Here is a 22,049-nt window from a genome sequence, read left to right on the forward strand (position 1 = left end):
GCTTTGTCGACGGTCAATGCTTCTGTTTCATGAATTCTGTGTTTAGAGTGATGTTCTAAGATAGAGATGGCAAGGAGGTGCCGCGACGTGAGACTGACCCCCACGGAACGTGACCGGCTGCTGCTCTTCGGAGCCGCCGAGCTGGCCCGCGCCCGCCGGGCACGCGGCCTCAGGCTGAATGTGCCGGAGGCCACCGCGCTGATCGCGGACACCGTCTGCGAGGCGGCCCGGGACGGCAGGCGGCTCGCCGAGGCCATCGAGGCGGCCCGGTCCGTGCTCGGCCCCGAGGACGTCCTGCCGGGCGTCGCCGATGTCGTCACCGAGGTGATGGTCGAGGCCGTCTTCGACGACGGCTCGCGCCTCGCCGTGGTCTCGGACCCGATCGGCGGCGGCCTGGGCGCGGACGCGCCGGGCGCGCTGCTGCCCGGCCCCCAGCACGCCGACCCCGCGCCGGTCAGGCGGCTCACGGTCAGCAACACCGCCACCGTGCCGGTCTCCGTCACCTCCCACTTCCACTTCTTCGAGGCCAACCCGCGCCTCGACTTCGACCGCGCGGCCGCCTACGGCATGCGGCTCGCCGTACCCGCCGGATCCTCGGTCCGCTTCGGGCCGGGCGAGAGCGAGGAGATCGGGCTCGTGCCGATCGGCGGCGAGCGGATCGCGATCGGCTTCGCCGGACTGGTCGACGGGCCGCTGGACGCGCCCGGAGCGAAGGAAGAGGCCCTGCGCAGGGCCGCCGCCTGCGGATATCTGGGCACGACGCCGGAAGGAGGCGAGGAGCGATGAGCCGCTCGAAGGGACGCGAGGTGAGCCGGGCGATCCATGTCGACCCGCACGCCTACGCCGCCACCCACGGCCCCCGCGCCGGCGACCGCATCCGCCTCGGCGACTGCGGGCTCACCATCCGCGTGGAGTCCGACTCCCAGCGCTACGGCGACGAGTTCCTGGCCGGCTTCGGCAAGACCGCCCGGGACGGACTGCACCTGAAGGCCGCCGCCGTCCGCGAGACCTGCGACGTGGTCATCAGCAACGTGGTCGTGATCGACGCCGTGCAGGGCATCCGCAAGGTGTCCATCGGGATCCGGGAAGGCCGCATCTGCTCGATCGGCCGGGCCGGCAACCCCGACACCCTCGACGGGGTCGATGTGGTCGTCGGCACCGGCACCTCGATCGTCTCCGGCGAGGGGCTCATCGCCACCGCCGGGGCCGTCGACACGCACGTCCATCTGCTGTCGCCGCGCATCATGGAGGCCTCCCTCGCCTCCGGCGTGACCACGATCATCGGGCAGGAGTTCGGCCCGGTGTGGGGCGTCGGCGTCAACTCGCCCTGGGCCCTCAGGCACGCCTTCAACGCCTTCGACGCCTGGCCGGTCAACATCGGCTTCCTGGGCCGGGGTTCGTCGTCCCACGACGCACCGCTGATCGAGGCCCTCGCCGAAGGAGGCGCCTGTGGCTTCAAGGTGCACGAGGACATGGGTGCCCACACCCGCGCGCTGGACACGGCCCTTCGGGTCGCCGAGGAGCACGACGTCCAGGTCGCCCTGCACAGTGACGGCCTGAACGAGTGCCTGTCGGTCGAGGACACCCTTCGCGTCCTCGAAGGCCGCACGATCCACGCCTTCCACATCGAGGGCTGCGGCGGCGGACACGTCCCCAACGTGCTGAAGATGGCCGGTGTCCCGAACGTCATCGGCTCCTCCACCAACCCCACCCTGCCCTTCGGCCGGGACGCCGTCGCCGAGCACTACGGCATGATCGTCTCCGTCCACGACCTCAAGCCCGACCTGCCCGGCGACGCCGCCATGGCCCGCGACCGCATCCGCGCCGGGACGATGGGCGCCGAGGACGTGCTGCACGACCTGGGCGCGATCGGCATCACCTCCTCCGACGCCCAGGGCATGGGCCGGGCCGGCGAGACGGTCCGCCGTACGTTCGCCATGGCCGGCAAGATGAAGGCCGAGCTGGGGCCCCTGCTTCCCCATGACGGGGAGGGCGGCGACAGCGAGGGCGACGACAACGCCCGCGTGCTGCGCTACCTGGCCAAGCTGACCATCAACCCGGCCATCGCGCACGGCCTCTCCCACGAGGTCGGCTCGATCGAGACCGGCAAGCTCGCCGACATCGTGCTGTGGCGCCCGGAGTACTTCGGCGCCAAGCCGCAGCTCGTGCTGAAGTCCGGCTTCCCGGCGTACGGCGTCGTCGGTGACCCGGGCGCGGCCACCGACACCTGCGAACCCCTCGTGCTGGGCCCGCAGTTCGGCTCCTACGGCGCCACCGCCGCCGACATCTCGGTCGCGTTCGTCGCGCAGGCCGCCGTCGACCAGGGAGGCGACCGGATGCCGACGCGCCGCCGCCGGGTCGCCGTGCGCGGCACGCGTGGCATCGGCCCCGCCGACCTGCGGCTGAACGCCCGGGTCGGAGCGGTCGACGTCGACCAGCGCACCGGCCTGGTCACCCTCGACGGCGACCCGCTGCGCTCGACACCCGCCGAGTCCGTCTCCCTCAACCGTCTCTACTTCCTCTGACCCCCAGACACAAGGACCCGGGAATTCACATGACCACCCCCGCCGCCGACGGCTTCCGTATGCCCGCCGAGTGGACCCCGCACGAGCGCACCTGGATGGCGTGGCCGGGCCCCAACCCCACCTTCGACGACCCCGAGGACCTCGCCGCCTCCCGCGCGGCCTGGGCGGCGGTGGCCCGCGCCGTACGCCGCTTCGAACCGGTGACCGTCGTGTGCGGCCCCGGCCGGTCCGCCGAGGCCAGGGCGCTGCTCGGCCCGGACATCGACACCGTCGAACGGGAGCTGGACGACGCCTGGATGCGCGACATCGGCCCCACCTTCCTGACCGACGGCCGCGGCGGACTGGCCGCCGTGGACTGGACGTTCAACGGCTGGGGCGCCCAGGACTGGGCGCGCTGGGAGCACGACTCCAAGATCGCCGCGTATGTCTCCGACCTCGCGGGCGCGAAGACGTACGCCTCGAAGCTGGTCAACGAGGGCGGCGCGATCCATGTCGACGGCGAGGGCACCGTGCTGCTCACCGAGACCGTGCAGCTCGGCCCCGAGCGCAACCCGCACTGGTCCAGGGCGGAGGTCGAGGCCGAGATCCACGCCCACCTCGGCACCGAGAAGGCGATCTGGCTGCCCCGCGGCCTCACCGGCGACTACCCGCCCTACGGCTTCGGCACCCTCGGCCATGTCGACATCGTCGCCGCGTTCGCCCGGCCCGGCGTCGTCGTCGCCCACCACCAGCCGGATCCCGCGCATCCCGACTTCGAGGTCACCAAGGAGGTCATCGGCCTGCTGAAGTCGGCGACCGACGCGCGCGGCCGCACGCTGGAGGTCGTCGAGGTGTCCGCGCCGACGGCCCTGGAGGCCGACGGGCACTGGGCCGACTACTCCTACATCAACCACTACCTCTGCAACGGCGGCGTGGTGCTGTGCGGCTTCGACGACCCGCGCGACGAGCTCGCCGCCGGGATCTTCCGCCGCCTGTTCCCGGAGCGGACGGTGACCCTGGTGGACGCGCGTACGATCTTCGCGGGTGGGGGCGGCATCCATTGCATCACCCAGCAGCAGCCCAAGGCGTGAACACGTAGGAGACAGGGATGGCCGGTGCGGCACGGGCGCGGAAGAACGCGCCGCCGCGCGAGGAGGTACTCGCCACCGCCATGGACATGATCGCCGAGCGCGGTCTGGAGAAACTCACCATGGCGGCGCTCGGCCGTGCGGTCGGGATGAGCAGCGGCCATCTGCTCTACTACTTCCACTCCAAGGACGAGCTGCTGCTGCAGACCCTGGAGTGGAGCGAGGGCCGGCTGGGCGCGGAGCGGGGCCGCCTGCTCGACCGTCCCGAAACCGCCCGGGAGCGCCTGTCCGCGTACGTCGACCTGTACGTCCCGGAAGGCCACCGCGATCCGCACTGGACACTGTGGCTGGAGGTCTGGAACCGCTCGCAGAACGCGGACGACAACGCGCGGGCCCGGCAGGCGGCGATCGAGGGCGCGTGGCATCGCGACCTGGTGGCGCTGCTCGCCGAGGGCATGTCGCGGGGGGAGTTCCGCAGGGTGGACGCGGACCGCTTCGCGGCGCGGGTACGGGCGCTGCTCGACGGGTTCTCGATCCATGTGGCCATCGGCCTGCGCGGCACGGACCGTGAGCAAGTGCTCGGGCATGTGCGGGAGTTCGTCGAGGACACGCTCGTGATGTTGTAGCCGCGGGTCCGGAATCGTTTCCGCTGCAGCCGGGCAGGTAACCGGCCATGGGACGACAACACTGGAAGAAGATCTGGGTCGGTTCGGCGGGGAACATGGTCGAGTGGTTCGACTGGTTCGTGTACGCGAGCTTCGCCACGTATTTCGCCGGCGCGTTCTTCCCGAGCGGCAATCCCACCGCCCAGCTGATGAACACCGCCGGCATCTTCGCCGTCGGTTTCTTCATGCGCCCGGTGGGCGGCTGGCTGCTCGGCCGGGTCGGTGACCGCAAGGGCCGCAAGGCGGCGCTGACCCTGACCGTCACCCTGATGTCGGCCTCGGCCGTGCTCATCGCCGTCGCCCCGACCTACGCGGTCGCCGGCTACGGCGGCGCGCTCGTGCTGCTCGTCGCCCGTCTGCTGCAAGGGCTGTCGGTGGGCGGTGAGTACGCGGCCAGCGCCACCTATCTCACGGAGGCCTCGGACCCGGGGCGGCGCGGATTCGCCTCCAGCTTCCAGTACGTCTCCATGACCGCCGGGCAGATCCTCGGCCTCGGGCTCCTGATCATCCTGCAGCGCACCATGTCCGACAGCGCGCTGCACAGCTACGGCTGGCGCATCCCGTTCGTCGTGGGCGCGCTCGGCGCCGCGGTCATCTTCTATCTGCGGCGCAGCATGCTGGAGACCGAGGTGTACGAGGAGGACGCCTCCCATGCCGGGGAGCGCGGTACCCTGCGCGCCCTGTGGCAGCACCGGCGGGAGGCGTTCCTCGTCATCGCCCTCACCATGGGCGGCACGGTCGCGTACTACACGTACACCACCTATCTGACGAAGTACCTGTCCAACTCGGCCGGCCTGTCCAAGCAGACGGCGACTCTGGTCTCCTTCACCGCGCTCATCGTCTTCGCCGCGCTCCAGCCGCTCGCGGGCGCGCTCTCCGACCGGATCGGGCGGCGTCCGCTGCTGATCACCTTCGCGGTCGGCTCGACCGTCCTCACCGTGCCGATCATGACCTTGCTGGGGCACGCGGACGGCTACTGGTCCGCCCTCGGGCTCGCCCTGCTCGCGCTGATCGTCGTCACCGGCTACACCTCGATCAACGCCTGTGTGAAGGCCGAGCTGTTCCCGACCGGCATCCGGGCCCTCGGTGTGGCCCTGCCGTACGCCATCGCCAACGCCCTGTTCGGGGGCACCGCCGAATACGTCGCGCTGTGGTTCAAGAAGGGCGGCATCGAGTCCGGCTTCTTCTGGTACGTGGCGGGCTGTGCCGCCGTGTCCCTTGTGGTGTACGCCACCATGCGGGAGACGAAAGACCTGGATCTGGCCCGGGTGAAGGCCGGCCGGGGAGCCGGGGCGGGATCCGGGGAGTCCAGCCTGACGACCGCATCCTGAGACAGTCGGTGAGCCGGGGGCGGGGCTGTGCCAGACTGCCTCCGTGCTCTCGTTCGCCATGATTATGGGCAGCAGGCGCGCCGGTCCGCAGTGACCACACGTACGACCAGGTACGGGTGGCCATCGTCGTCCTCGACCCGCGCGCAGACCTCTCGCACCCGCGAGGGGTTTTTTCGTTTTCCGGCCCACCATCAGCCGGGGAGCGACCGCGCGAGGGATCATTGGGGGGACGGTGGAGCCGGTCATTCCGGTAAGACCGAAGATCCACAACAGGAGCCTTGAGACCATGACCGAGACGGCAACCAGCGAGCTCGACGACTCGTTCCACGTCTTCGACACCACGCTGCGCGACGGCGCGCAGCGCGAGGGCATCAACCTCACCGTCGCGGACAAGCTCGCCATCGCCCGGCACCTGGACGACTTCGGCGTCGGCTTCATCGAGGGCGGCTGGCCCGGTGCCAATCCCCGGGACACCGAGTTCTTCGCCCGCGCGCAGGCGGAGATCGACTTCAGGAACGCCCGGCTGGTCGCCTTCGGCGCCACCCGCCGCGCCGGCGCCAAGGCCGCCGAGGATCCCCAGGTCAGGGCCCTTGTCCAGTCCGGCGCCCCGGTGGTCACCCTGGTCGCCAAGTCGCATGACCGGCATGTGGAACTGGCGCTGCGCACCACGCTGGAGGAGAACCTGGAGATGGTCCGGGACACCGTCTCCTATCTGCGCTCCGAGGGCCGCCGGGTGTTCGTCGACTGCGAGCACTTCTTCGACGGCTACCGCGCCAACCCCGAGTACGCGAAGGCCGTCGTCCGTGCGGCCGCCGAGGCGGGCGCCGACGTCGTGATCCTCTGCGACACCAACGGCGGCATGCTCCCGGCCCAGATCCACGCGGTCGTCGCCACGGTCCTCGCCGACACCGGTGCCCGGCTCGGCATCCACGCCCAGGACGACACCGGCTGCGCGGTCGCCAACACGCTCGCCGCCGTCGACGCGGGCGCCACCCATGTGCAGTGCACGGCCAACGGCTACGGCGAGCGCGTCGGAAACGCCAACCTCTTCCCGGTGGTCGCGGCGCTGGAGCTGAAGTACGGCAAGAAGGTGCTGCCCGACGGCAAGCTCCGCGAGACGACGCGTATCTCGCACGCCATCGCCGAGGTCGTGAACCTCACCCCGTCCACGCATCAGCCGTACGTCGGTGTCTCCGCCTTCGCCCACAAGGCCGGCCTGCACGCCTCCGCGATCAAGGTCGACCCGGACCTGTACCAGCACATCGACCCCGAGCTGGTCGGCAACACCATGCGCATGCTGGTCTCCGACATGGCGGGCCGTGCCTCGATCGAGCTGAAGGGCAAGGAACTGGGCATCGACCTCGGCGGCGACCGCGAGCTGGTCGGCCGCGTCGTCGAGCGGGTGAAGGAACGCGAGCTCAAGGGCTACACGTACGAGGCCGCGGACGCCTCCTTCGAACTCCTGCTGCGCGCCGAGGTCGAGGGCCGGCCGCTGAAGTACTTCGACGTCGAGTCCTGGCGGGCCATCGTCGAGGACCGCCCCGACGGCACCCACGCCAACGAGGCCACGGTCAAGCTGTGGGCCAAGAGCGAGCGGATCGTCGCCACGGCGGAGGGCAACGGCCCGGTCAACGCCCTCGACCGTGCGCTGCGCGTCGCCCTGGAGAAGATCTACCCGCAGCTCGCCAAGCTGGACCTGGTCGACTACAAGGTCCGCATCCTGGAGGGCAAGCACGGCACCCAGTCCACGACCCGGGTGCTGATCTCCACCTCGGACGGCACCGGCGAGTGGTCCACGGTCGGCGTCGCCGAGAACGTCATCGCCGCCTCCTGGCAGGCCCTGGAGGACGCGTACACCTACGGGCTGCTGCGGGCGGGCGTCGAGCCCGCGGAGTAGCTCCGCCGGTCAGCGGTGACGGGCCGTCGGCCGTCCGCGGCGCCGTCGTGGTCGATCGCGCCGTTCCCCGCGCCCCTGCCGGGGCGGCGGCTCACGGCGCGCGCCAGATGTTGTCGAACGCGGCGTTCTCGATGCGCCGCCGTTCGCGGACCGCGGTCAGCTCGGTCACCGCGTCGCCGACCGTCGCCACGACCGTGACGACGGCCTCGTCGTCGGGGGCCTGCGCCGGCCGCTCGTCCTCGATGCCGAGGGCGGCGGCGAGGCCGGCGAGGACCGGCTCGCGGTTCCACCAGCGGTCGGCCGCCTGCCGCCGGGCCGGGGTGTCGGCCGCGGCGGCCTTCTCGGCCCGGCGCGGCCAGCGCGGCCGCTTCCCGGCGAGCTGCCCCTCGGCGTCCAGCGCGTCACGGTAGGCGCCGGCCAGCCCGCGCCCCCGGCGCCACAACCAGTCCTCGACCGTCTCGTACGGCTCCTGCCGTTTCAGCGCCGCCTCGGCCTCGTCCAGCATCCGGTCACCCGTGGCCAGCGCCGGACCGGGCACGATGCGCTCGTCGTCCAGGGTGAGCGCCCGCGCGCCGAGCAGGTCGACCAGTTCGGCGCCGGCCAGCGCCAGCGACAGATCGCCCTGCTCGACGGGGGGCTCACCGGGCACGTCCAGGCTGACGAGGAACAGATCCCGCGGAGTGGTCATACCGTCATCGTCCCCCACCCGCCGCCCGCCCGCTCGGCCATGACCCCTGCCGTCAGGGAATCGTCACCGCAGGTGCCACTTCTGGTTCGCGGCGCCCGTGCACGACCAGATCTGCGCCCGCGCACCGTTCGCCGACGAGTCGTCCGTGACGTCGAGACACTTGTCCGCCGCCGTGTTGACCACATCGCCGGTCGAGGCGTTGTACGACCACTTCTGCGCGCCGCTGCCGTTGCAGTCGTACAGCTGCGCCTTCGCCCCGTCCGCCGTCGACCCCGAGGTGACGTCCAGGCACTTGCCGAGCGCCTGCACGGACCCGTCGGCCGTCACCGTCCAGTGCTGGGCGCCGCTGCCGTTGCAGTCGTGGAGCTGCACGGCCGTCCCGTCGGCGCTCGAACCGCCCGCCACGTCCAGGCACTTGCCGGCGAGCCCCACGAAGGAGCCCGACCGGCCGCTGCCGCCGTTCGACTGTGTGCCGGACCAGGTGAAGGTCGCCGAGGTCTTCCCGGGCAGTGAGTAAGTGGCGTGCCGGGAGCCCCAGTCGATGGTGACCGTCTGTGCGGAGGAGGAGCCGTTGTAGGCGATCAGCGCCTTGCTGCCGTCGGGGTTGCGCCAGGCCACGTTCGGCACCGTGGCGGACGCCGTCGAGGCGATCCGCTGGGCGCCCGGCCGGACGAACTTGGTCAGCTGCCCCATGTCGTAGTACTCGACCGTGTAGTCCACGGTCCCGCTCGCACCGTCACCGTTGTGGACGGTGACCAGCCCGGTGCAGGTGCCGCAACCCCCGTTGTGCGGGCCCATGTTCTGGTCCACGGCCAGCGACCACTTGGTCACCGACTTCGCCCAGTTGCGGGTGTAGTCGATGATGTTCGTCAGGTCCTCGTGCTGCTGGTCGGCGATCCAGGTGCCGCCGGAGTGCTCGGTCGCGAAGGCGTCCAGCGCGGGGTACCGGTCGTGCACGGCGGACTGCTCGGTGACGTCGCCGCCGTAGCCGTGCCAGGCGATCCCGCCGAAGTTGGGGTGGTCGCGGATCGCCGCGTCGTCCACGGCCTGGGCCGCGTAGGAGTCGTAGGTGTCCCAGTTCCAGTCGTGCGCGAGGACCTTGGTGGACAGGCCCGCGGACTTCAGCTGCGGCAGCAGGTCGTTCTTGAGGAAGTAGTCGATCCCGCTCGCGTTCCAGCTCATCGACGGATAGCCGGAGCAGCAGGTCGGCTCGTTCTGCGGGGTCACGTAGGAGACGTCGATCCCCTGGTCCTTGTAGGCCTGGAGGTACTTCACGAAGTAGCCGGCGTACGCCGCGTAGTCCTCGGCCTTCAGCCAGCCGCCGTCGAGCGAGCCGCTGTCCTTCATCCAGGCCGGGGCCGTCCAGGGCGAGGCCAGCACCGTCAGGGACGGGTTCAGCCGGAGTGCCTGTCCGGTGAGCGGCGCGACGTCCGCGAGGTCGTGGGCGATCGAGAATCGCGCCAGTGACGGGTCCGTCTGCCCGGACGGCACGTCGTCGTACGTGTAGCCGTACCGCGCCAGGTCGGAGGCGCCCATCGGATTGCGCAGGAACGACAGCCCGATGCCGTCCGTCGGCGAGAACAGCTTGCGCATGGTGGCGTCCCGCGTGGCCTGGGACAGCGCGCCGCTGCTGTTCAGCAGCCAGGCCGCGGTGTCCGTGAACGACGCGCCGCCGCCGGTGAAGGTCTGGTAGCGGGTGTTCTCGTCGACGGTGATGTTCGTGCCGCCGCCGCCCGTGCCGGACTGGAAGGCGAACGGGGCCTGCGCCTCAAGACCCCGTACGACATGCCGGCCGCCGGAGTCGTCGGTGGTGGTGAGCCAGGGGGTGACCTGCTCGCCGGCCGCGTGCGCGGCGGGGGGCACGGCGGCGGTGAAGCCGGCGGCAAAGAGCAGCCCGGCCGGCAGCAGCCGGGCCGTGCGGGGGATTCTTCTCATGGTGCGTCGCCCTTCCTCTCGGGTCGACAGAGCGGGGACCGGCACAGCGCGGCACAACTCACGTGCCCTCTTGACGGGTTGGGGATCCATGAGTTAACTCACGACGTGATCTAAGTCATGAGTGAACCAGAGAGCCGAGGGAAGGTCCATGCCGAGAACCGCCCTGCTCGTCTCCGGGGCCCTGCTCGCCGCCCTGCTGCCCCTGTCCGCCGCCTCCGGCGCCGCCCGCGCCGTCGGCGACCCCGCACCCGACCCCGCCCCCGTGCCCGTCGACCGCTTCGAGGGCGAGGTCCCCTTCGCCGCCCAGCCCGCCGACGGCATCTTCACCTGGGGGAGCGACGCAGACGACCCGCCCACCTTGCGCCTCACCGACCGCACCGACGCCCCCGAGGGCGCCGAGGTCCTCACCGGCGCCTACGACATCAGCGGCTACGGCGGCTTCACCCATGACTTCGCCGCGGGCCGGCCCGCCCACGACTGGTCCGCCCACCAGGGCGTCCGCTTCTGGTGGGAAGGGCGGAACAACGGCCGGAAGATCGCCTTCGAGATCAAGGACGGCGGAGTGAACGGCGAGGCCTCCGAGCTGTGGACGACCTCCTTCACCGACGACTTCACCGGCTGGAAGCGGATCGAGATCCCCTTCACCGACTTCCGGTACCGCACGGACCACCAGCCCGTCGGCGGCATCGACCACGTCCTCGGGCTCACCCGGATGTGGGGGTATGCGGTCACCCTCCCGGCCGGCACCAAGGGCGACTTCGCCATGGACGACGTCGAGTTGTACGGAAAGGCCGACCAGGCGCTGCGCGCCTCCGTCACGACGGACGCGCCCGTCCGTCCGGTCGAGCAGGGCGGCACTGCCCGGGTCAGGGTCACCCTGGCCACGACCGGCGACCGGCCCGTCGAGGACCCGGTGACGGTCACGTACGCGACCGGCGGCGGCACCGCCACCGCCGGCCAGGACTACACCCCCGTCTCCGGCACCCTCACCTTCCCGGCCGGCACCGCCTCGGGCACGGCGCGGACGATCGAGGTGCCGACCCGCCGGAGCAAGGGCGCCGCGGTCGCGAAGACCGTCCCGCTGGAGCTCACCGCCACCGGCGCCAAGGCCCCCGCCGAGACCCCGCAGATCGTCATCGACGCTCACGGACTGCCGTACCAGAACGCCGCGTTGCCGGTCAGGAGGCGTGTCGCGGATCTGCTGTCCCGGATGTCCCTGGCGGAGAAGGCCGGGCAGATGACCCAGGCCGAGCGCGGTGCCGTCGGCACCGGCGGCGACATCGCGACGTACGCCCTCGGCTCGCTCCTGTCCGGCGGCGGCTCCACGCCCACGCCCAACACGCCCGAGGCGTGGGCGCAGATGATCGACGGCTTCCAGCTGCGGACCCGGGCGACCCGCCTCCAGATCCCGCTGATCTACGGCGTCGACGCGGTCCACGGCCACAACAACCTGGCCGGCGCCACGATCATGCCGCACAACATCGGCATCGGCGCGAGCCGTGACCCCCAACTCGCCTACGCCACAGGGTCGGTGACCGCCGCCGAGGTACGCGCCACCGGCATCCCCTGGGACTTCGCGCCCTGTCTGTGCGTGACCCGCGACGAACGCTGGGGCCGCTCGTACGAGTCCTTCGGCGAGGACCCCGCCCTCGTGCAGTCGATGGAGACCATGATCCAGGGCCTCCAGGGCCGGGCCGACGGCCGGGACCTGAAGCGCGACGACAAGGTGCTGGCCACCGCCAAGCACTTCGCCGGCGACGGCGGCACCGCCTACGGCTCCTCCACCACCGGCACCTACACCATCGACCAGGGCGTCACCACGGTCACCCGGCAGCAGCTGGAGGACATCCACCTGGCTCCGTACCGGACCGCCGTCGAGCGGGGCATCGGCACGGTCATGCCGTCGTACTCCTCCCTCGACATCGTCGGCGACGGCAAGGGCGCGGTGAAGATGCACGCCCGCGGCGACATGATCAACGGCGAGCTGAAGGGCCGGATGGGTTTCGCCGGCTTCGTCATCAGCGACTGGAACGCCATCGACCAGCTCCCCGGCGACTACGCGGCCCATGTCCGCACGGCGGTGGACGCGGGCGTCGACATGATGATGGTGCCGTACGGCTACAAGGACTTCAGCGGCACGCTCGCGGACGAGGTGAAGGCGGGCCGGATCAGCGAGGCGCGGATCGACGACGCGGTCTCCCGCATCCTCACCCAGAAGTTCAGGCTCGGCCTCTTCGAGCACCCCTACGCCGACACCAGCGGCGCCGCCGCCATCGGCTCCCCGGCCCACCGGGCGGTCGCCCGCCGTGCCGCGGCCGAATCGCAGGTGCTGCTGAAGAACAGCGGCGGACTGCTGCCGCTGAAGAAGGGCGAGAAGGTGTACGTCGCCGGGTCGAACGCCGACGACCTCGGCAACCAGACCGGCGGCTGGACCCTCACCTGGCAGGGCGCCTCCGGCACCCACACCCGGGGCACGACCGTCCTGCAGGGCATGCGCGAGGCCGGCGGCGACGTCACCTACTCCAAGGACGCCTCCGCCCCGACCGGCGGCTATGACGTCGGGGTGGTCGTCGTCGGCGAGACCCCGTACGCCGAGGGCGTCGGCGACGTCGGCAACGGCCACAGCCTGGAGCTGTCCGCCGCCGACCAGGCGGCCGTGGACAAGGTGTGCGCGGCCATGAAGTGCGCGGTGCTGATCGTCTCCGGCCGCCCGCAGCTGGTCGGCGACCGGCTCGGCAGGATCGACGCGCTGGTGGCGTCCTGGCTGCCCGGCACCGAGGGCGAGGGCGTCGCCGATGTCCTCTACGGTGCGCGCCCCTTCACCGGACAGCTCCCCGTCACCTGGCCGAAGTCCGAGTCCCAGCTCCCGATCAACGTGGGCGACCCGTCGTACGACCCGCAGTTCCCCTACGGCTGGGGCCTGACCACGCTCACCGACGTCCCGCGCGGCGGTACGGCCGCCCTGAAGGCATGGGCCGCGGCGGCGACGGCGGCCGAGCGGACGGGTGACGACCGGACCGGCCGTGCGCTGGTGACCCGGGCGCGGCTGCTCGTCCAGCAGAAGACCGGCGGGCGGATGACCCAGGCGGTGGCGAAACCCTTCGCCGACGCCGGCCACCTGCTGCTGACCGGCCGGTACGGGAAGGCGGTGGAGAAGCTGACGGAGGCGTACCGGGCCGCCTAGTGCCCCAACAGGCAACGTTCGCCCCGTCGCGACGCCCGGCACGCCCTCTCGCCGCACCGGCCGAAAGCCCACGTACGCCCAGTACGAGGACTTCCGGCCGGCACTCCCCCAGCCTCCGGCCGGGGGGACCCCCAGAGCACGCACCGGACGCCGCTCCTTGACGGGCAAACGTTGCCTGCCGGGGCACTAGAGCCCGCGTACGTGTCCGCACCGATGTGACCGGTTCTGGGTGGCTTCGGGTAGTTTCGGGGCATGAAGGCCCTGCGGAACCGAAGCCTCCCAGCACTGCTGCTGGCCGCCCTCGCCCTGGTCCTGGCCACCGCGTTCGCGCCCGGGGCGAGGGCGGACACCAGCGTCTCCGCCGTCGCCCAGGCCCTTCGCAAGAGTCCGGTCTACGTCGACCCGGCCGCCTCGGCGCAGCTGTCGAGGACGGACGCGGACGCGCTCGCGAAACGCATCAAGGACGCGGACAAACCCCTGTTCATCGCGGTGCTCCCGGCCGGCTACCCGACCGCGGCCCTGTTCGCCGGCCTGCGCGCGGCGACCGGCGTCACCGGCCTGTACGGCATCCGCCTCGGCGACCGCTTCGACGCCCGCGCCGACTCCTCGGTCATGTCGGCGACGGCCCGGCAGAACCTGGTGGCCAGCGTCCAGGGCGAGCCGGCGAAGACCCAGCTCACCGACTTCACCGACCGGGCGCTGGCGAACATGGGCGGCCATGCCCCGAAGAGCTGGGGCGGCGCCGGCGGTTCCGGCGCCGGGACGCCCACCGCGGCCCTGATCGCACTCGGCGCGGTGGTGGTGGCCGGCGGCGCGGGCGCGTACGCGCTGGTCCGGCGCAACCGCCGGCGCCACGAGGAGGAGCAGCGGGCCGCCCTGGAGCGGCTGCGGGTGGTCGTGGACGAGGACATCACCGCCTTCGGCGAGGAACTGGACCGGCTCGACTTCCAGCCGGGGGCGCCCGGCGCCGACGACGCGATGCGCGCCGACTACGAGCACGCCCTGGACGCCTACGAGACCGCCAAGCAGCGCATGGCCCAGGCGGGCCGCCCCGAGGACGTCCGCACGGTCACCGAGGCACTGGAGGACGGCCGTTTCTCGCTGGCCCGGCTCGCCGCCCGCCGCGAGGGCCGCGCGCTGCCCGAACGCCGGCCGCCCTGCTTCTTCGACCCGCGCCACGGCCCCTCGGTGCGCGACGCCGCCTGGACCCCGCCCGGCGGCGCCCCGCGCGAGGTCCCCGTCTGCGCGGCCGACGCCACCCGGCTGGCCGACGGCCGCGACCCGGTGATCCGCGAGGTCGACACCGAGCAGGGCCGCCGCCCCTACTGGGACGCGGGTCCCGCCTACGGCCCCTGGGCGGGCGGCTACTTCGGCGGCGGCATCCTGCCCGGCCTGCTCGTCGGCACCCTGCTCGGGAACATGATGGCCACCCCGTCGTACGCGGCCGACTACGGCACCGGCTACGGCGACTTCGGCCACGACGGCGACGCCGGCGCCGGCTACGAGGGCGGCGATGTGTCCGGCACGGACTTCGACTCCGGTGACTTCGGGGGCGGGTTCGGGGACGGCGGCGACTTCGGCGGGGGAGGCGGGGACGGCGGAGGCGGCGACTTCGGCGGGGGGTTCTGAGCAGCGGGATCCTGAGTGGCGGGATTCTGGGCGCCGGGCCTCTGGGCGGCGGGGCCGCCCTCCGTCCGCAAGGTCCCCAGCCGCTCCAGCAGTGCGGCGGCCAGGGCCAGCACCCCGCGCTCCGTCTCGCCCAGTGACCTGAGTGCCCCGGCCAGCCAGGCGTCCCGCTCGGCCATGTCCCGCTCCAGTGCCTGCCGCCCGGGTCCGGTGAGGGTCAGCACGGACTGCCGTCGGTCGTCCGTCCCCCGCTCCCGCGCGATCAGCCCCTCGGCCTCCAGCTCTGCGTAGACCCGGGTGAGCGACTGGGGCCGCTGCCGCTCCTCGCCCGCGATCTCCCCGGGTGTCGCCGGCCCGTTCCGGTGCAGATGGCCGAGTACGGCGAGCTGGTTGGGGCTGAGCCCCCCGTCCGCGCGCTCCTGCCGCAGACGCCGGCTGAGCCGGACGACGGCGCGACGGAGACGGGCGGCTTCGTCGAGGTGATCCATGGAGGAGATCGTACGCGTTTACTTACTACTTTGTCTGCAGACTAGCATTATAGTCGCCGTGTGCGCTCAAGACTAATACGCAATGCGTACGAATCACTGCTGGCGATGACGGCGGTCCTGCTGTGCTGGGGAGCCGCCCTGTGGCTGGAGGGCGCGGCCGGGCTGCACACCGATGTACCCGTCCTCGCGGTGGCCCTGACCCTCTCGCTGTCCTCGGCCCAGCGCACCGCGCCCACGCGGCGCCGGCTGGCGGCGCTCGTCCTGCTGCCCGTGACGGCCGCCGGCGCCCAGCTCCTGGGCCGCCTGATCATGCACCACTACGCCGTGGGCGCCGCCGTCTTCACGGCGGGCATCGCCCTGTGCGTCTGGCTCCGCCGCTACGGCCCCGCGGCGGCCACGGCGGGCACGCTGATGACCCTGCCGCTCGTGGCGCTGCTGGTCGTCCCCGGCCCGGCGCTGCCGCGGGCGGCCGAGAGCGGGCTGATGAGCTGGTACTGGTCGGCGCTGATCGGCGTCCTGGCGTGCCTGTGCGTCTGGCTCGTCCAGGCCCTCGGCGACCGGTACGGCCCCTGGCGTCCGGAGCCCGAGCGGCCCGCGCCCCGCAGGGCCTCCCTGCTCCGTCCGCGCCCCAGCACCCGCATGGCCGTACAGCTGGCAGCGGCCGTGGCGGCGGCGTTCCTGTGCGGCCGGCTCCTCTTCGCAGACCACTGGCCCTGGGCGGTCCTCACGGTGTACGTCGCGGCCGCCGGCAACCGCGGCCGAACGGACGTCCTGCGCAAGGGAGTCGAGCGCTGCGCCGGCGCGACGGCGGGCACCCTGCTGGCCACCGGTGTGGCGGCCGCGGGGATCACCGGTCCCGCCTCGGTGGCGGTGATGTTCGTGGTCCTCGCCGTCGCGCTGTGGCTGCGCCCGCTCGGCTACGCCTACTGGGCGGCCGGCATGACCACGGCCCTCTCCCTGCTCCTCGGCTACTTCGGCCAGGACGCGACCGAGCTGCTGCCGACCCGGCTGGCCGCGACAGCCCTGGGCGCGGCCCTGTCCGTGGCCTCGGCGTGGTGGCTGCTGCCCGTCGGTGCCCGCGCCGGGGCGCGTACCGGGGCGCGTACCGTCCGCCGGCCCGAGCGGGCCCCGGAGCCGGCGGACCGCCAAGGCCTCAGGCGTTCTTGATCGCCGAGATGTCGAAGTTCAGCTTGATCTTGTCGGAGACCAGGACGCCACCGGTCTCCAGTGCCGCGTTCCAGGTCAGCCCCCACTCGGAACGCAGGATCTCGGCCTTGCCCTCGAAGCCGACGCGCTCGTTGCCGAACGGGTCCGTCGCGGCGCCGTTGAACTCCAGGTCGATGGTGATCGGCTTGGTCACGCCGAGCAGCGAGAGGTCGCCGGTGATGCGGTACTCGTCGCCGCCCAGGGCCTCCGCCTTGGTGGAGCGGAAGGTCATGGCCGGGAACTCGTCGGTCTTGAAGAAGTCGGCGGACTTCAGGTGACCGTCCCGGTCGGCGTTGCCCGTGTCGATGCTCGCCATCGTGACGTCGAGCGCGGCCGTGGACCCGGCGGGGTCCGCTCCGTCCAGGTGCAGCGTGCCGCTGAAGTCGTGGAAGCCGCCCTTGACGTTGGTGACCATGGCGTGCCGGGCGGTGAAGCCGATCGTGGTGTGCGCCGGGTCGATCGTGTAGTCACCGCTCAGCGCGGTCAGGTCGGTGCCGGCGGCGGTGGTCTCGGGGGTGCTGCCCTTGCGGCCGAAGATGCCCATGATGTGCTCCAGGAAGTTTCTGTTGAACGTTAAACGAATCCGGTTCCTCGAAGGTAGACCCATTCGGTTCGGTTTTCAACAGCATCCGCAGGGTGCCGCTCTCGTTGCACAGAGTCACGACGTCGAGAGGGAGTGACGCGAGCGGTGACCGATCATCTGCGGCCGACCCGGCGCGCGCTGCTGCTGGCCGCCGCCCTCGTCCCGGCCCCGGCCTCCGGCGCGCGCGCCGACGCCGACCCGTACGACACCCTGCGCCGCCGCTGGCTCGGTATCGCCCTCGGCGCGGGCTACGACCCCGGCGCCGAGCAGTACGCCTCCCGGCTCGCCCGACTCGGCGCCCGGGCGCGCGACTTCGCGGCCGCCATGACCCCGGCCGCCGGCTCCCTCTGGCCCGGCCACCCCTTCGACCCGCCGTCCGGCATCACCGCCAGCTACGACCGGCTGTGGACCATGGCCCAGGCCTACGTCCAGCCCGCCACCGGCGCCACCGCGGACCCCGGCCTGCTGGCCGCCGTACTGCGCGGCCTCGACCATCTCTCCGCCACCGTCTACCACCCCTCGGCCGGCCCGTACGGCAACTGGTGGGAGTGGCGGATCGGCGCTCCCCGGCTGCTCATGGACATCACCGCCGCCCTCTACGAGCGGCTCGGCACCGACCGCGTCGCCGCCGCCTGCGCGGCCGTGGACCACTTCGTCCCGGACAGCCTGCTCACCGACTACTCCGGCGTCTCCACCGGCGCCAACCGCGTCGACCTGTGCCGCTCCGTCGCCCTGCGCGGCATCCTCGGCCGGGACGCCGGCCGTGTCTCCCTCGCCCGCAACGCGCTCTCGCCGGTCTTCCCGTACGCCACCCGGGGCGACGGGCTCCACGCCGACGGCTCCTTCGTCCAGCACACGTACGTCGCCTACACGGGGACGTACGGGCAGGTCCTGCTCGACGGCCTCGGGCGGCTGTTCGCCCTGCTCGCCGGATCGCCGTGGGAGATCACCGACCCCGCGCGGCAGCACATCCTCGACAGCGTCGAGCACGCCTTCGCGCCCCTGATCCACGACGGGTTGGTGATGGACTGCGTCAACGGCCGTGCCATCAGCCGGGGTTGCCTGCGCGGTGACGACCCGCACCTCCTGCGCGGCGACCACTACCGCGGGCAGGCCCTCGTCGCCGCCGTCGCGCTCCTCGCGGCCGGCGCGGGGGAGGGGACGCGGCGGCGGTGGTACGGCCTGGTCAAGGGATGGGCCCGACGGGACACCGTGACACCGCTGCTGACGGCGGAACAGTTCGGGGTGGCCGATCTCGCGCGGCTGCGCGCCGTCGCCGACTCCGCCGTCCCGCCGGCCCCCGAGCCCCTCGGCCACCGGCTCTTTCCGGCCATGGACCGCGCCGTCCACCGCGGACCCCGGTTCACCGCCGCCCTCGCCATGGCCAGCGACCGCATCGCCCACTACGAGTGCGGCAACGGCGAGAACCCGCGCGGCTGGCACACCGGGTCCGGGATGCTCTCGTGGTGGCCGGAGAGCCGCGCCGGTCGGGCCGATCAGTACACAGACTGGTTCTGGCCGACCGTCGACTGGTACCGGCTGCCCGGCACCACCGTCTCCACCGAGCGGCTCGCGGACCGCGCCGGCGGCGAGTGGGGCGCACCCAGGCCGGACGTGCGCTGGGTGGGCGGGGTCACGGACGGCCGGTACGCGGCCGTCGGACAGCATTTGAAGGGCCTCGGCTCCACCCTGCGGGCCCGCAAGTCCTGGTTCTTCCTCGACGATGCCGTGATCTGTCTCGGCGCCGGGATCAGCTGTGCCGACGGCGTCCCGGTCGAGACGGTCGTGGACAACCGCAACCTGGGCGAGAGCGGCACCCAGCGCTTCGTACGCGGCCCGAACTGGGCGCATCTGGCGGAGCACGGTGGCTGGATCCTGATGGGCGCGGGCGCGCTGCACACCCTGCGCGAGGACCGCACCGGTGCCTGGTCCGACATCAACGCGGGCGGGACGAGCGAGCGGCGCACCCGGCGCTGGCAGACCCTGTGGCTCGACCACGGCACCGACCCGGTGGACGCCCGCTACGGCTATGTCCTGCTGCCCGGCGCCTCCCCCGCCGAGACCGCCGCCCTGGCCGCACACCGCGGCTGGCTGTCCGTCCTCGCCAACGACAGCGGCCGTCAGGCCGTCGCCGTACCCCGGCTGGGGCTGACCGGGGCGAACTTCTGGCGGGCCGGTACGGTAGGGGACCTCGCCGTCTCCGCGGGCGCGAGCGTGCTCGTCGTGCGCAGGGGCCGTACGGCCACCGTCCGGGTGAGCGAACCACCCCGGACGGGTGAGCCGCTGGAGATCGTCTGGGACCGTCCGGTGCGGGCGGTGCACCGGGCCGGCGAGGGGGTGGAGATCCTCTCGTCGGGCCGCTGTCTGAGGCTCCGTGTCACTCCGGGGATGGCATGCGCGGGCCACGAATGTGAGGTGGCTCTCAGGTGACACCTTTGTGGCCCCTCCACAACGCCGACGCCCTGTGAGCAGTCGGAAAGGCTGCACACGGCCAGGGTTCTGTTCACTGGTACCAGGAAAACGGGCCGGAGACTGTACGGAGTCGACGGCTCGCTTTCCTTGGTGTCCTTCGTAAGGTCGCTACATGACCGTTTTGGAAGAAACGACGGGTGAGCCGACCGGCGAGCCGACGGACGCGCGCGGACGGGTCGCCGAGCTGCACGACATTCGTGCCCGGGCCGTGGCAGGCCCGAGTGAGAAGGCGACCGAGGCGCAGCACGCCAAGGGCAAGCTGACGGCGCGGGAGCGGATCGAGCTGCTCCTGGACCCGGGGTCCTTCCAGGAGGTCGAGCAGCTGCGCCGGCACCGCGCCGTCGGCTTCGGCCTGGAGGCGAAGAAGCCGTACACCGACGGTGTCATCACCGGCTGGGGCACGGTCGAGGGCCGTACGGTCTTCGTGTACGCGCATGACTTCCGGATCTTCGGCGGCGCGCTGGGCGAGGCCCACGCCACCAAGATCCACAAGATCATGGACATGGCGATCGCGGCGGGTGCGCCGCTGGTGTCGCTGAACGACGGCGCGGGCGCCCGGATCCAGGAAGGCGTCAGCGCGCTCGCCGGATACGGCGGCATCTTCCAGCGCAACACCAAGGCGTCCGGTGTCATCCCGCAGATCAGTGTGATGCTGGGCCCGTGCGCCGGCGGCGCGGCGTACTCGCCGGCCCTCACCGACTTCGTGTTCATGGTCCGTGAGACCTCGCAGATGTTCATCACCGGCCCGGACGTGGTCAAGGCGGTCACCGGCGAGGAGATCTCCCAGAACGGCCTCGGTGGTGCCGACGTGCACGCCGAGACGTCCGGTGTGTGTCACTTCGCTTACGACGACGAGGAGACCTGCATCGCCGAGGTGCGCTACCTCCTCTCCCTGCTCCCGCAGAACAACCGCGAGAACCCGCCGCGGGTGGAGTGCTCCGACCCGGTCGACCGGCGCTCCGACGACCTGCTCGACCTCGTCCCGGCGGACGGCAACCGGCCCTACGACATGGCCAAGGTCATCGAGGAGATCGTCGACGACGGCGAGTACCTGGAGGTCCACGAGCGCTGGGCGCGGAACATCATCTGCGCGCTGGGCCGCCTCGACGGCCAGGTGGTCGGCATCATCGCCAACCAGCCCCAGGTGCTGGCCGGTGTGCTGGACATCGAGGCATCGGAAAAAGCTGCGCGCTTTGTCCAGATGTGTGACGCTTTCAATGTTCCGATCGTCACCTTCCTGGACGTACCGGGGTTCCTTCCCGGGGTCGACCAGGAGCACGGCGGGATCATTCGCCACGGCGCGAAGCTGCTGTACGCGTACTGCAACGCGACCGTGCCGAGGATCTCGCTGATCCTGCGCAAGGCGTACGGAGGTGCGTACATCGTCATGGACTCCCAGTCGATCGGCGCCGACCTCACCTACGCCTGGCCGACGAACGAGATCGCGGTGATGGGTGCCGAGGGTGCGGCCAACGTCATCTTCCGTCGGCAGATCGCCGGGGCGGAGGATCCCGAGGCCATGCGGCAGAAGATGGTCAAGGAGTACAAGTCCGAGCTGATGCACCCGTACTACGCGGCCGAGCGCGGGCTCGTGGACGACGTCATCGACCCGGCCGAGACCCGCGAGGTGCTGGCGAAGTCCCTGGCGATGCTCCAGTCCAAGCACGCCGACCTGCCCTCCCGCAAGCACGGCAACCCCCCGCAGTAACCGAGCGGACCCGCCGCGGCAACCCCGCGGACCTCTCTCTCACGGAGACTGACACCCATGAGCACTCCTGACATCCGCGTCGAGAAGGGCCACGCCGAGCCCGAGGAGGTCGCCGCCATCACGGCCGTCCTCCTGGCCCGCGCGGCCGCCCGCACCGAGCCCTCGACCCAGACCCACCGCGGCCGCGCCAAGGCCGGCTGGCGCCGCCTGGAGCGCGAAGGCGGCTTCCGCGCCCCGCACAGCTGGCACTGAGCCCGTACGACGACTGGCGGCACTGAGCCCGTACGACGAAGGGCCCCTCTCGCAAGAGAGGGGCCCTTTCGTGTGTCCCGGGTCTGTCCGCTACCGCAGGCGTGCCATTACCGCAGGCGGGCCATCAGGGCGTGCTCGACCAGCGTGATCAGCGCCGACTTGGCGTCAGCCCGGTGGCGGGCGTCCGTCGTGATGATCGGGGTGTCCGGGCCGATCTGCAGGGCCTCGCGGACCTCGTCCGGGTTGTACGGCTGCTGGCCGTCGAAGCCGTTGAGGGCGATGACGAAGGGCAGGCCGGAGTTCTCGAAGTAGTCGACGGCCGGGAAGCAGTCGGCGAGGCGCCGGGTGTCCACCAGGACGATCGCGCCGATCGCGCCGCGTACCAGGTCGTCCCACATGAACCAGAAGCGGTCCTGGCCGGG

At 71.9% G+C, this 22,049-nt stretch carries 16 protein-coding genes and 1 pseudogene; 12 read left to right on the plus strand and 5 right to left on the minus strand.

The features are described from left to right. Positions 1-87: 87 nt before the first annotated feature. The 6 genes from ureA to cimA all read left to right on the plus strand — a co-directional run bounded on the left by ureA (position 88) and on the right by cimA (position 7,485). Positions 88-786, plus strand: coding sequence for an urease subunit gamma (gene ureA / locus IE277_RS42770; RefSeq protein WP_189959118.1), 699 nt, complete (start codon positions 88-90; stop codon positions 784-786). Continuing rightward, complete coding sequence (locus IE277_RS42775) at positions 783-2,525, plus strand: urease subunit alpha (protein ID WP_189959119.1); 1,743 nt, start codon at positions 783-785, stop codon at positions 2,523-2,525. Before ureA ends, IE277_RS42775 begins: the two co-directional genes overlap by 4 nt. A gap of 29 nt (positions 2,526-2,554) precedes the next feature. Then, positions 2,555-3,595: an agmatine deiminase family protein gene (locus tag IE277_RS42780; protein ID WP_189959120.1), complete on the plus strand. Its 1,041-nt coding sequence runs from the start codon at positions 2,555-2,557 to the stop codon at positions 3,593-3,595. A 17-nt stretch (positions 3,596-3,612) separates the two neighbouring features. Further along, complete coding sequence (locus tag IE277_RS42785) at positions 3,613-4,218, plus strand: TetR/AcrR family transcriptional regulator (RefSeq protein WP_189959121.1); 606 nt, start codon at positions 3,613-3,615, stop codon at positions 4,216-4,218. Positions 4,219-4,265: 47 nt separating this feature from the next. Next, a complete protein-coding gene (locus tag IE277_RS42790) occupies positions 4,266-5,588 on the plus strand; it encodes an MFS transporter (protein WP_189959122.1) in 1,323 nt (440 codons plus the stop codon). 286 nt (positions 5,589-5,874) lie between these two features. Next, positions 5,875-7,485: a citramalate synthase gene (gene cimA, locus IE277_RS42795; RefSeq protein WP_189959123.1), complete on the plus strand. Its 1,611-nt coding sequence runs from the start codon at positions 5,875-5,877 to the stop codon at positions 7,483-7,485. A gap of 91 nt (positions 7,486-7,576) precedes the next feature. On the opposite strand, the gene IE277_RS42800 is transcribed toward cimA, so the two are convergent. After that, positions 7,577-8,173, minus strand: a complete 597-nt coding sequence (locus tag IE277_RS42800; RefSeq protein WP_189959124.1) for a GOLPH3/VPS74 family protein — start codon at positions 8,171-8,173, stop codon at positions 7,577-7,579. A 63-nt stretch (positions 8,174-8,236) separates the two neighbouring features. Beyond that, positions 8,237-10,108 carry a ricin-type beta-trefoil lectin domain protein gene (locus tag IE277_RS42805; protein ID WP_189959125.1) on the minus strand — a complete coding sequence of 624 codons (1,872 nt, stop codon included), beginning with the start codon at positions 10,106-10,108 and terminating at the stop codon, positions 8,237-8,239. Between the two features lie 148 nt (positions 10,109-10,256). Between IE277_RS42805 and IE277_RS42810 the strand changes: the two genes are divergently transcribed. After that, positions 10,257-13,292, plus strand: a complete 3,036-nt coding sequence (locus IE277_RS42810; protein ID WP_189959126.1) for a glycoside hydrolase family 3 N-terminal domain-containing protein — start codon at positions 10,257-10,259, stop codon at positions 13,290-13,292. 252 nt (positions 13,293-13,544) lie between these two features. After that, on the plus strand, positions 13,545-14,921 hold the full coding sequence (locus IE277_RS42815; RefSeq protein WP_189959127.1) for a hypothetical protein: 1,377 nt from the start codon (positions 13,545-13,547) through the stop codon (positions 14,919-14,921). Between the two features lie 236 nt (positions 14,922-15,157). Here the strand turns inward: IE277_RS42815 and IE277_RS48375 are convergent. Beyond that, positions 15,158-15,406 (minus strand): annotated as a pseudogene (locus tag IE277_RS48375) (MarR family winged helix-turn-helix transcriptional regulator); the annotation flags it as partial. Positions 15,407-15,466: 60 nt separating this feature from the next. Between IE277_RS48375 and IE277_RS42825 the strand changes: the two are divergent. Beyond that, positions 15,467-16,573: an FUSC family protein gene (locus tag IE277_RS42825; protein ID WP_189959128.1), complete on the plus strand. Its 1,107-nt coding sequence runs from the start codon at positions 15,467-15,469 to the stop codon at positions 16,571-16,573. On the opposite strand, the gene IE277_RS42830 is transcribed toward IE277_RS42825, so the two are convergent. Beyond that, positions 16,560-17,156, minus strand: coding sequence for a YceI family protein (locus IE277_RS42830; RefSeq protein WP_189959129.1), 597 nt, complete (start codon positions 17,154-17,156; stop codon positions 16,560-16,562). The genes IE277_RS42825 and IE277_RS42830 overlap by 14 nt on opposite strands. Before the next feature lie 144 nt (positions 17,157-17,300). Here IE277_RS42830 and IE277_RS42835 point away from each other — a divergent pair, with 144 nt between their 5' ends. The 3 genes from IE277_RS42835 (at position 17,301) to IE277_RS42845 (ending at position 21,627) form a co-directional block, all read left to right on the plus strand. Beyond that, entirely contained in the window at positions 17,301-19,625 is a 2,325-nt protein-coding gene (locus tag IE277_RS42835; protein WP_229882447.1) for a polysaccharide lyase 8 family protein, read from the plus strand. Between the two features lie 154 nt (positions 19,626-19,779). Next, positions 19,780-21,375 carry an acyl-CoA carboxylase subunit beta gene (locus IE277_RS42840; RefSeq protein WP_189959130.1) on the plus strand — a complete coding sequence of 532 codons (1,596 nt, stop codon included), beginning with the start codon at positions 19,780-19,782 and terminating at the stop codon, positions 21,373-21,375. 57 nt (positions 21,376-21,432) lie between these two features. Next, positions 21,433-21,627 carry an acyl-CoA carboxylase subunit epsilon gene (locus IE277_RS42845; protein WP_076091206.1) on the plus strand — a complete coding sequence of 65 codons (195 nt, stop codon included), beginning with the start codon at positions 21,433-21,435 and terminating at the stop codon, positions 21,625-21,627. Positions 21,628-21,734: 107 nt separating this feature from the next. Here IE277_RS42845 and IE277_RS42850 read toward each other — a convergent pair. After that, positions 21,735-22,049, minus strand: a 315-nt coding sequence (locus IE277_RS42850; RefSeq protein WP_189959131.1) for a GTP-binding protein, incomplete at its 5' end; no start/stop codon positions are given.

Origin of the sequence: Streptomyces alanosinicus, from assembly GCF_014650595.1 — a bacterium.
GTDB classification, from domain to species: domain Bacteria; phylum Actinomycetota; class Actinomycetes; order Streptomycetales; family Streptomycetaceae; genus Streptomyces; species Streptomyces alanosinicus.

Bases quoted from the DNA above. Each gene is read 5' to 3' on its own strand.
- IE277_RS42775 (WP_189959119.1), top strand. From the start codon at position 783: ATGAGCCGCTCGAAGGGACGCGAGGTGAGCCGGGCGATCCATGTCGAC.
- IE277_RS42780 (WP_189959120.1), top strand. From the start codon at position 2,555: ATGACCACCCCCGCCGCCGACGGCTTCCGTATGCCCGCCGAGTGGACC.
- IE277_RS42785 (WP_189959121.1), top strand. From the start codon at position 3,613: ATGGCCGGTGCGGCACGGGCGCGGAAGAACGCGCCGCCGCGCGAGGAG.
- IE277_RS42790 (WP_189959122.1), top strand. From the start codon at position 4,266: ATGGGACGACAACACTGGAAGAAGATCTGGGTCGGTTCGGCGGGGAAC.
- cimA (WP_189959123.1), top strand. From the start codon at position 5,875: ATGACCGAGACGGCAACCAGCGAGCTCGACGACTCGTTCCACGTCTTC.
- IE277_RS42800 (WP_189959124.1), bottom strand. From the start codon at position 8,173: ATGACCACTCCGCGGGATCTGTTCCTCGTCAGCCTGGACGTGCCCGGT.
- IE277_RS42805 (WP_189959125.1), bottom strand. From the start codon at position 10,108: ATGAGAAGAATCCCCCGCACGGCCCGGCTGCTGCCGGCCGGGCTGCTC.
- IE277_RS42810 (WP_189959126.1), top strand. From the start codon at position 10,257: ATGCCGAGAACCGCCCTGCTCGTCTCCGGGGCCCTGCTCGCCGCCCTG.
- IE277_RS42815 (WP_189959127.1), top strand. From the start codon at position 13,545: ATGAAGGCCCTGCGGAACCGAAGCCTCCCAGCACTGCTGCTGGCCGCC.
- IE277_RS42830 (WP_189959129.1), bottom strand. From the start codon at position 17,156: ATGGGCATCTTCGGCCGCAAGGGCAGCACCCCCGAGACCACCGCCGCC.
- IE277_RS42840 (WP_189959130.1), top strand. From the start codon at position 19,780: ATGACCGTTTTGGAAGAAACGACGGGTGAGCCGACCGGCGAGCCGACG.
- IE277_RS42845 (WP_076091206.1), top strand. From the start codon at position 21,433: ATGAGCACTCCTGACATCCGCGTCGAGAAGGGCCACGCCGAGCCCGAG.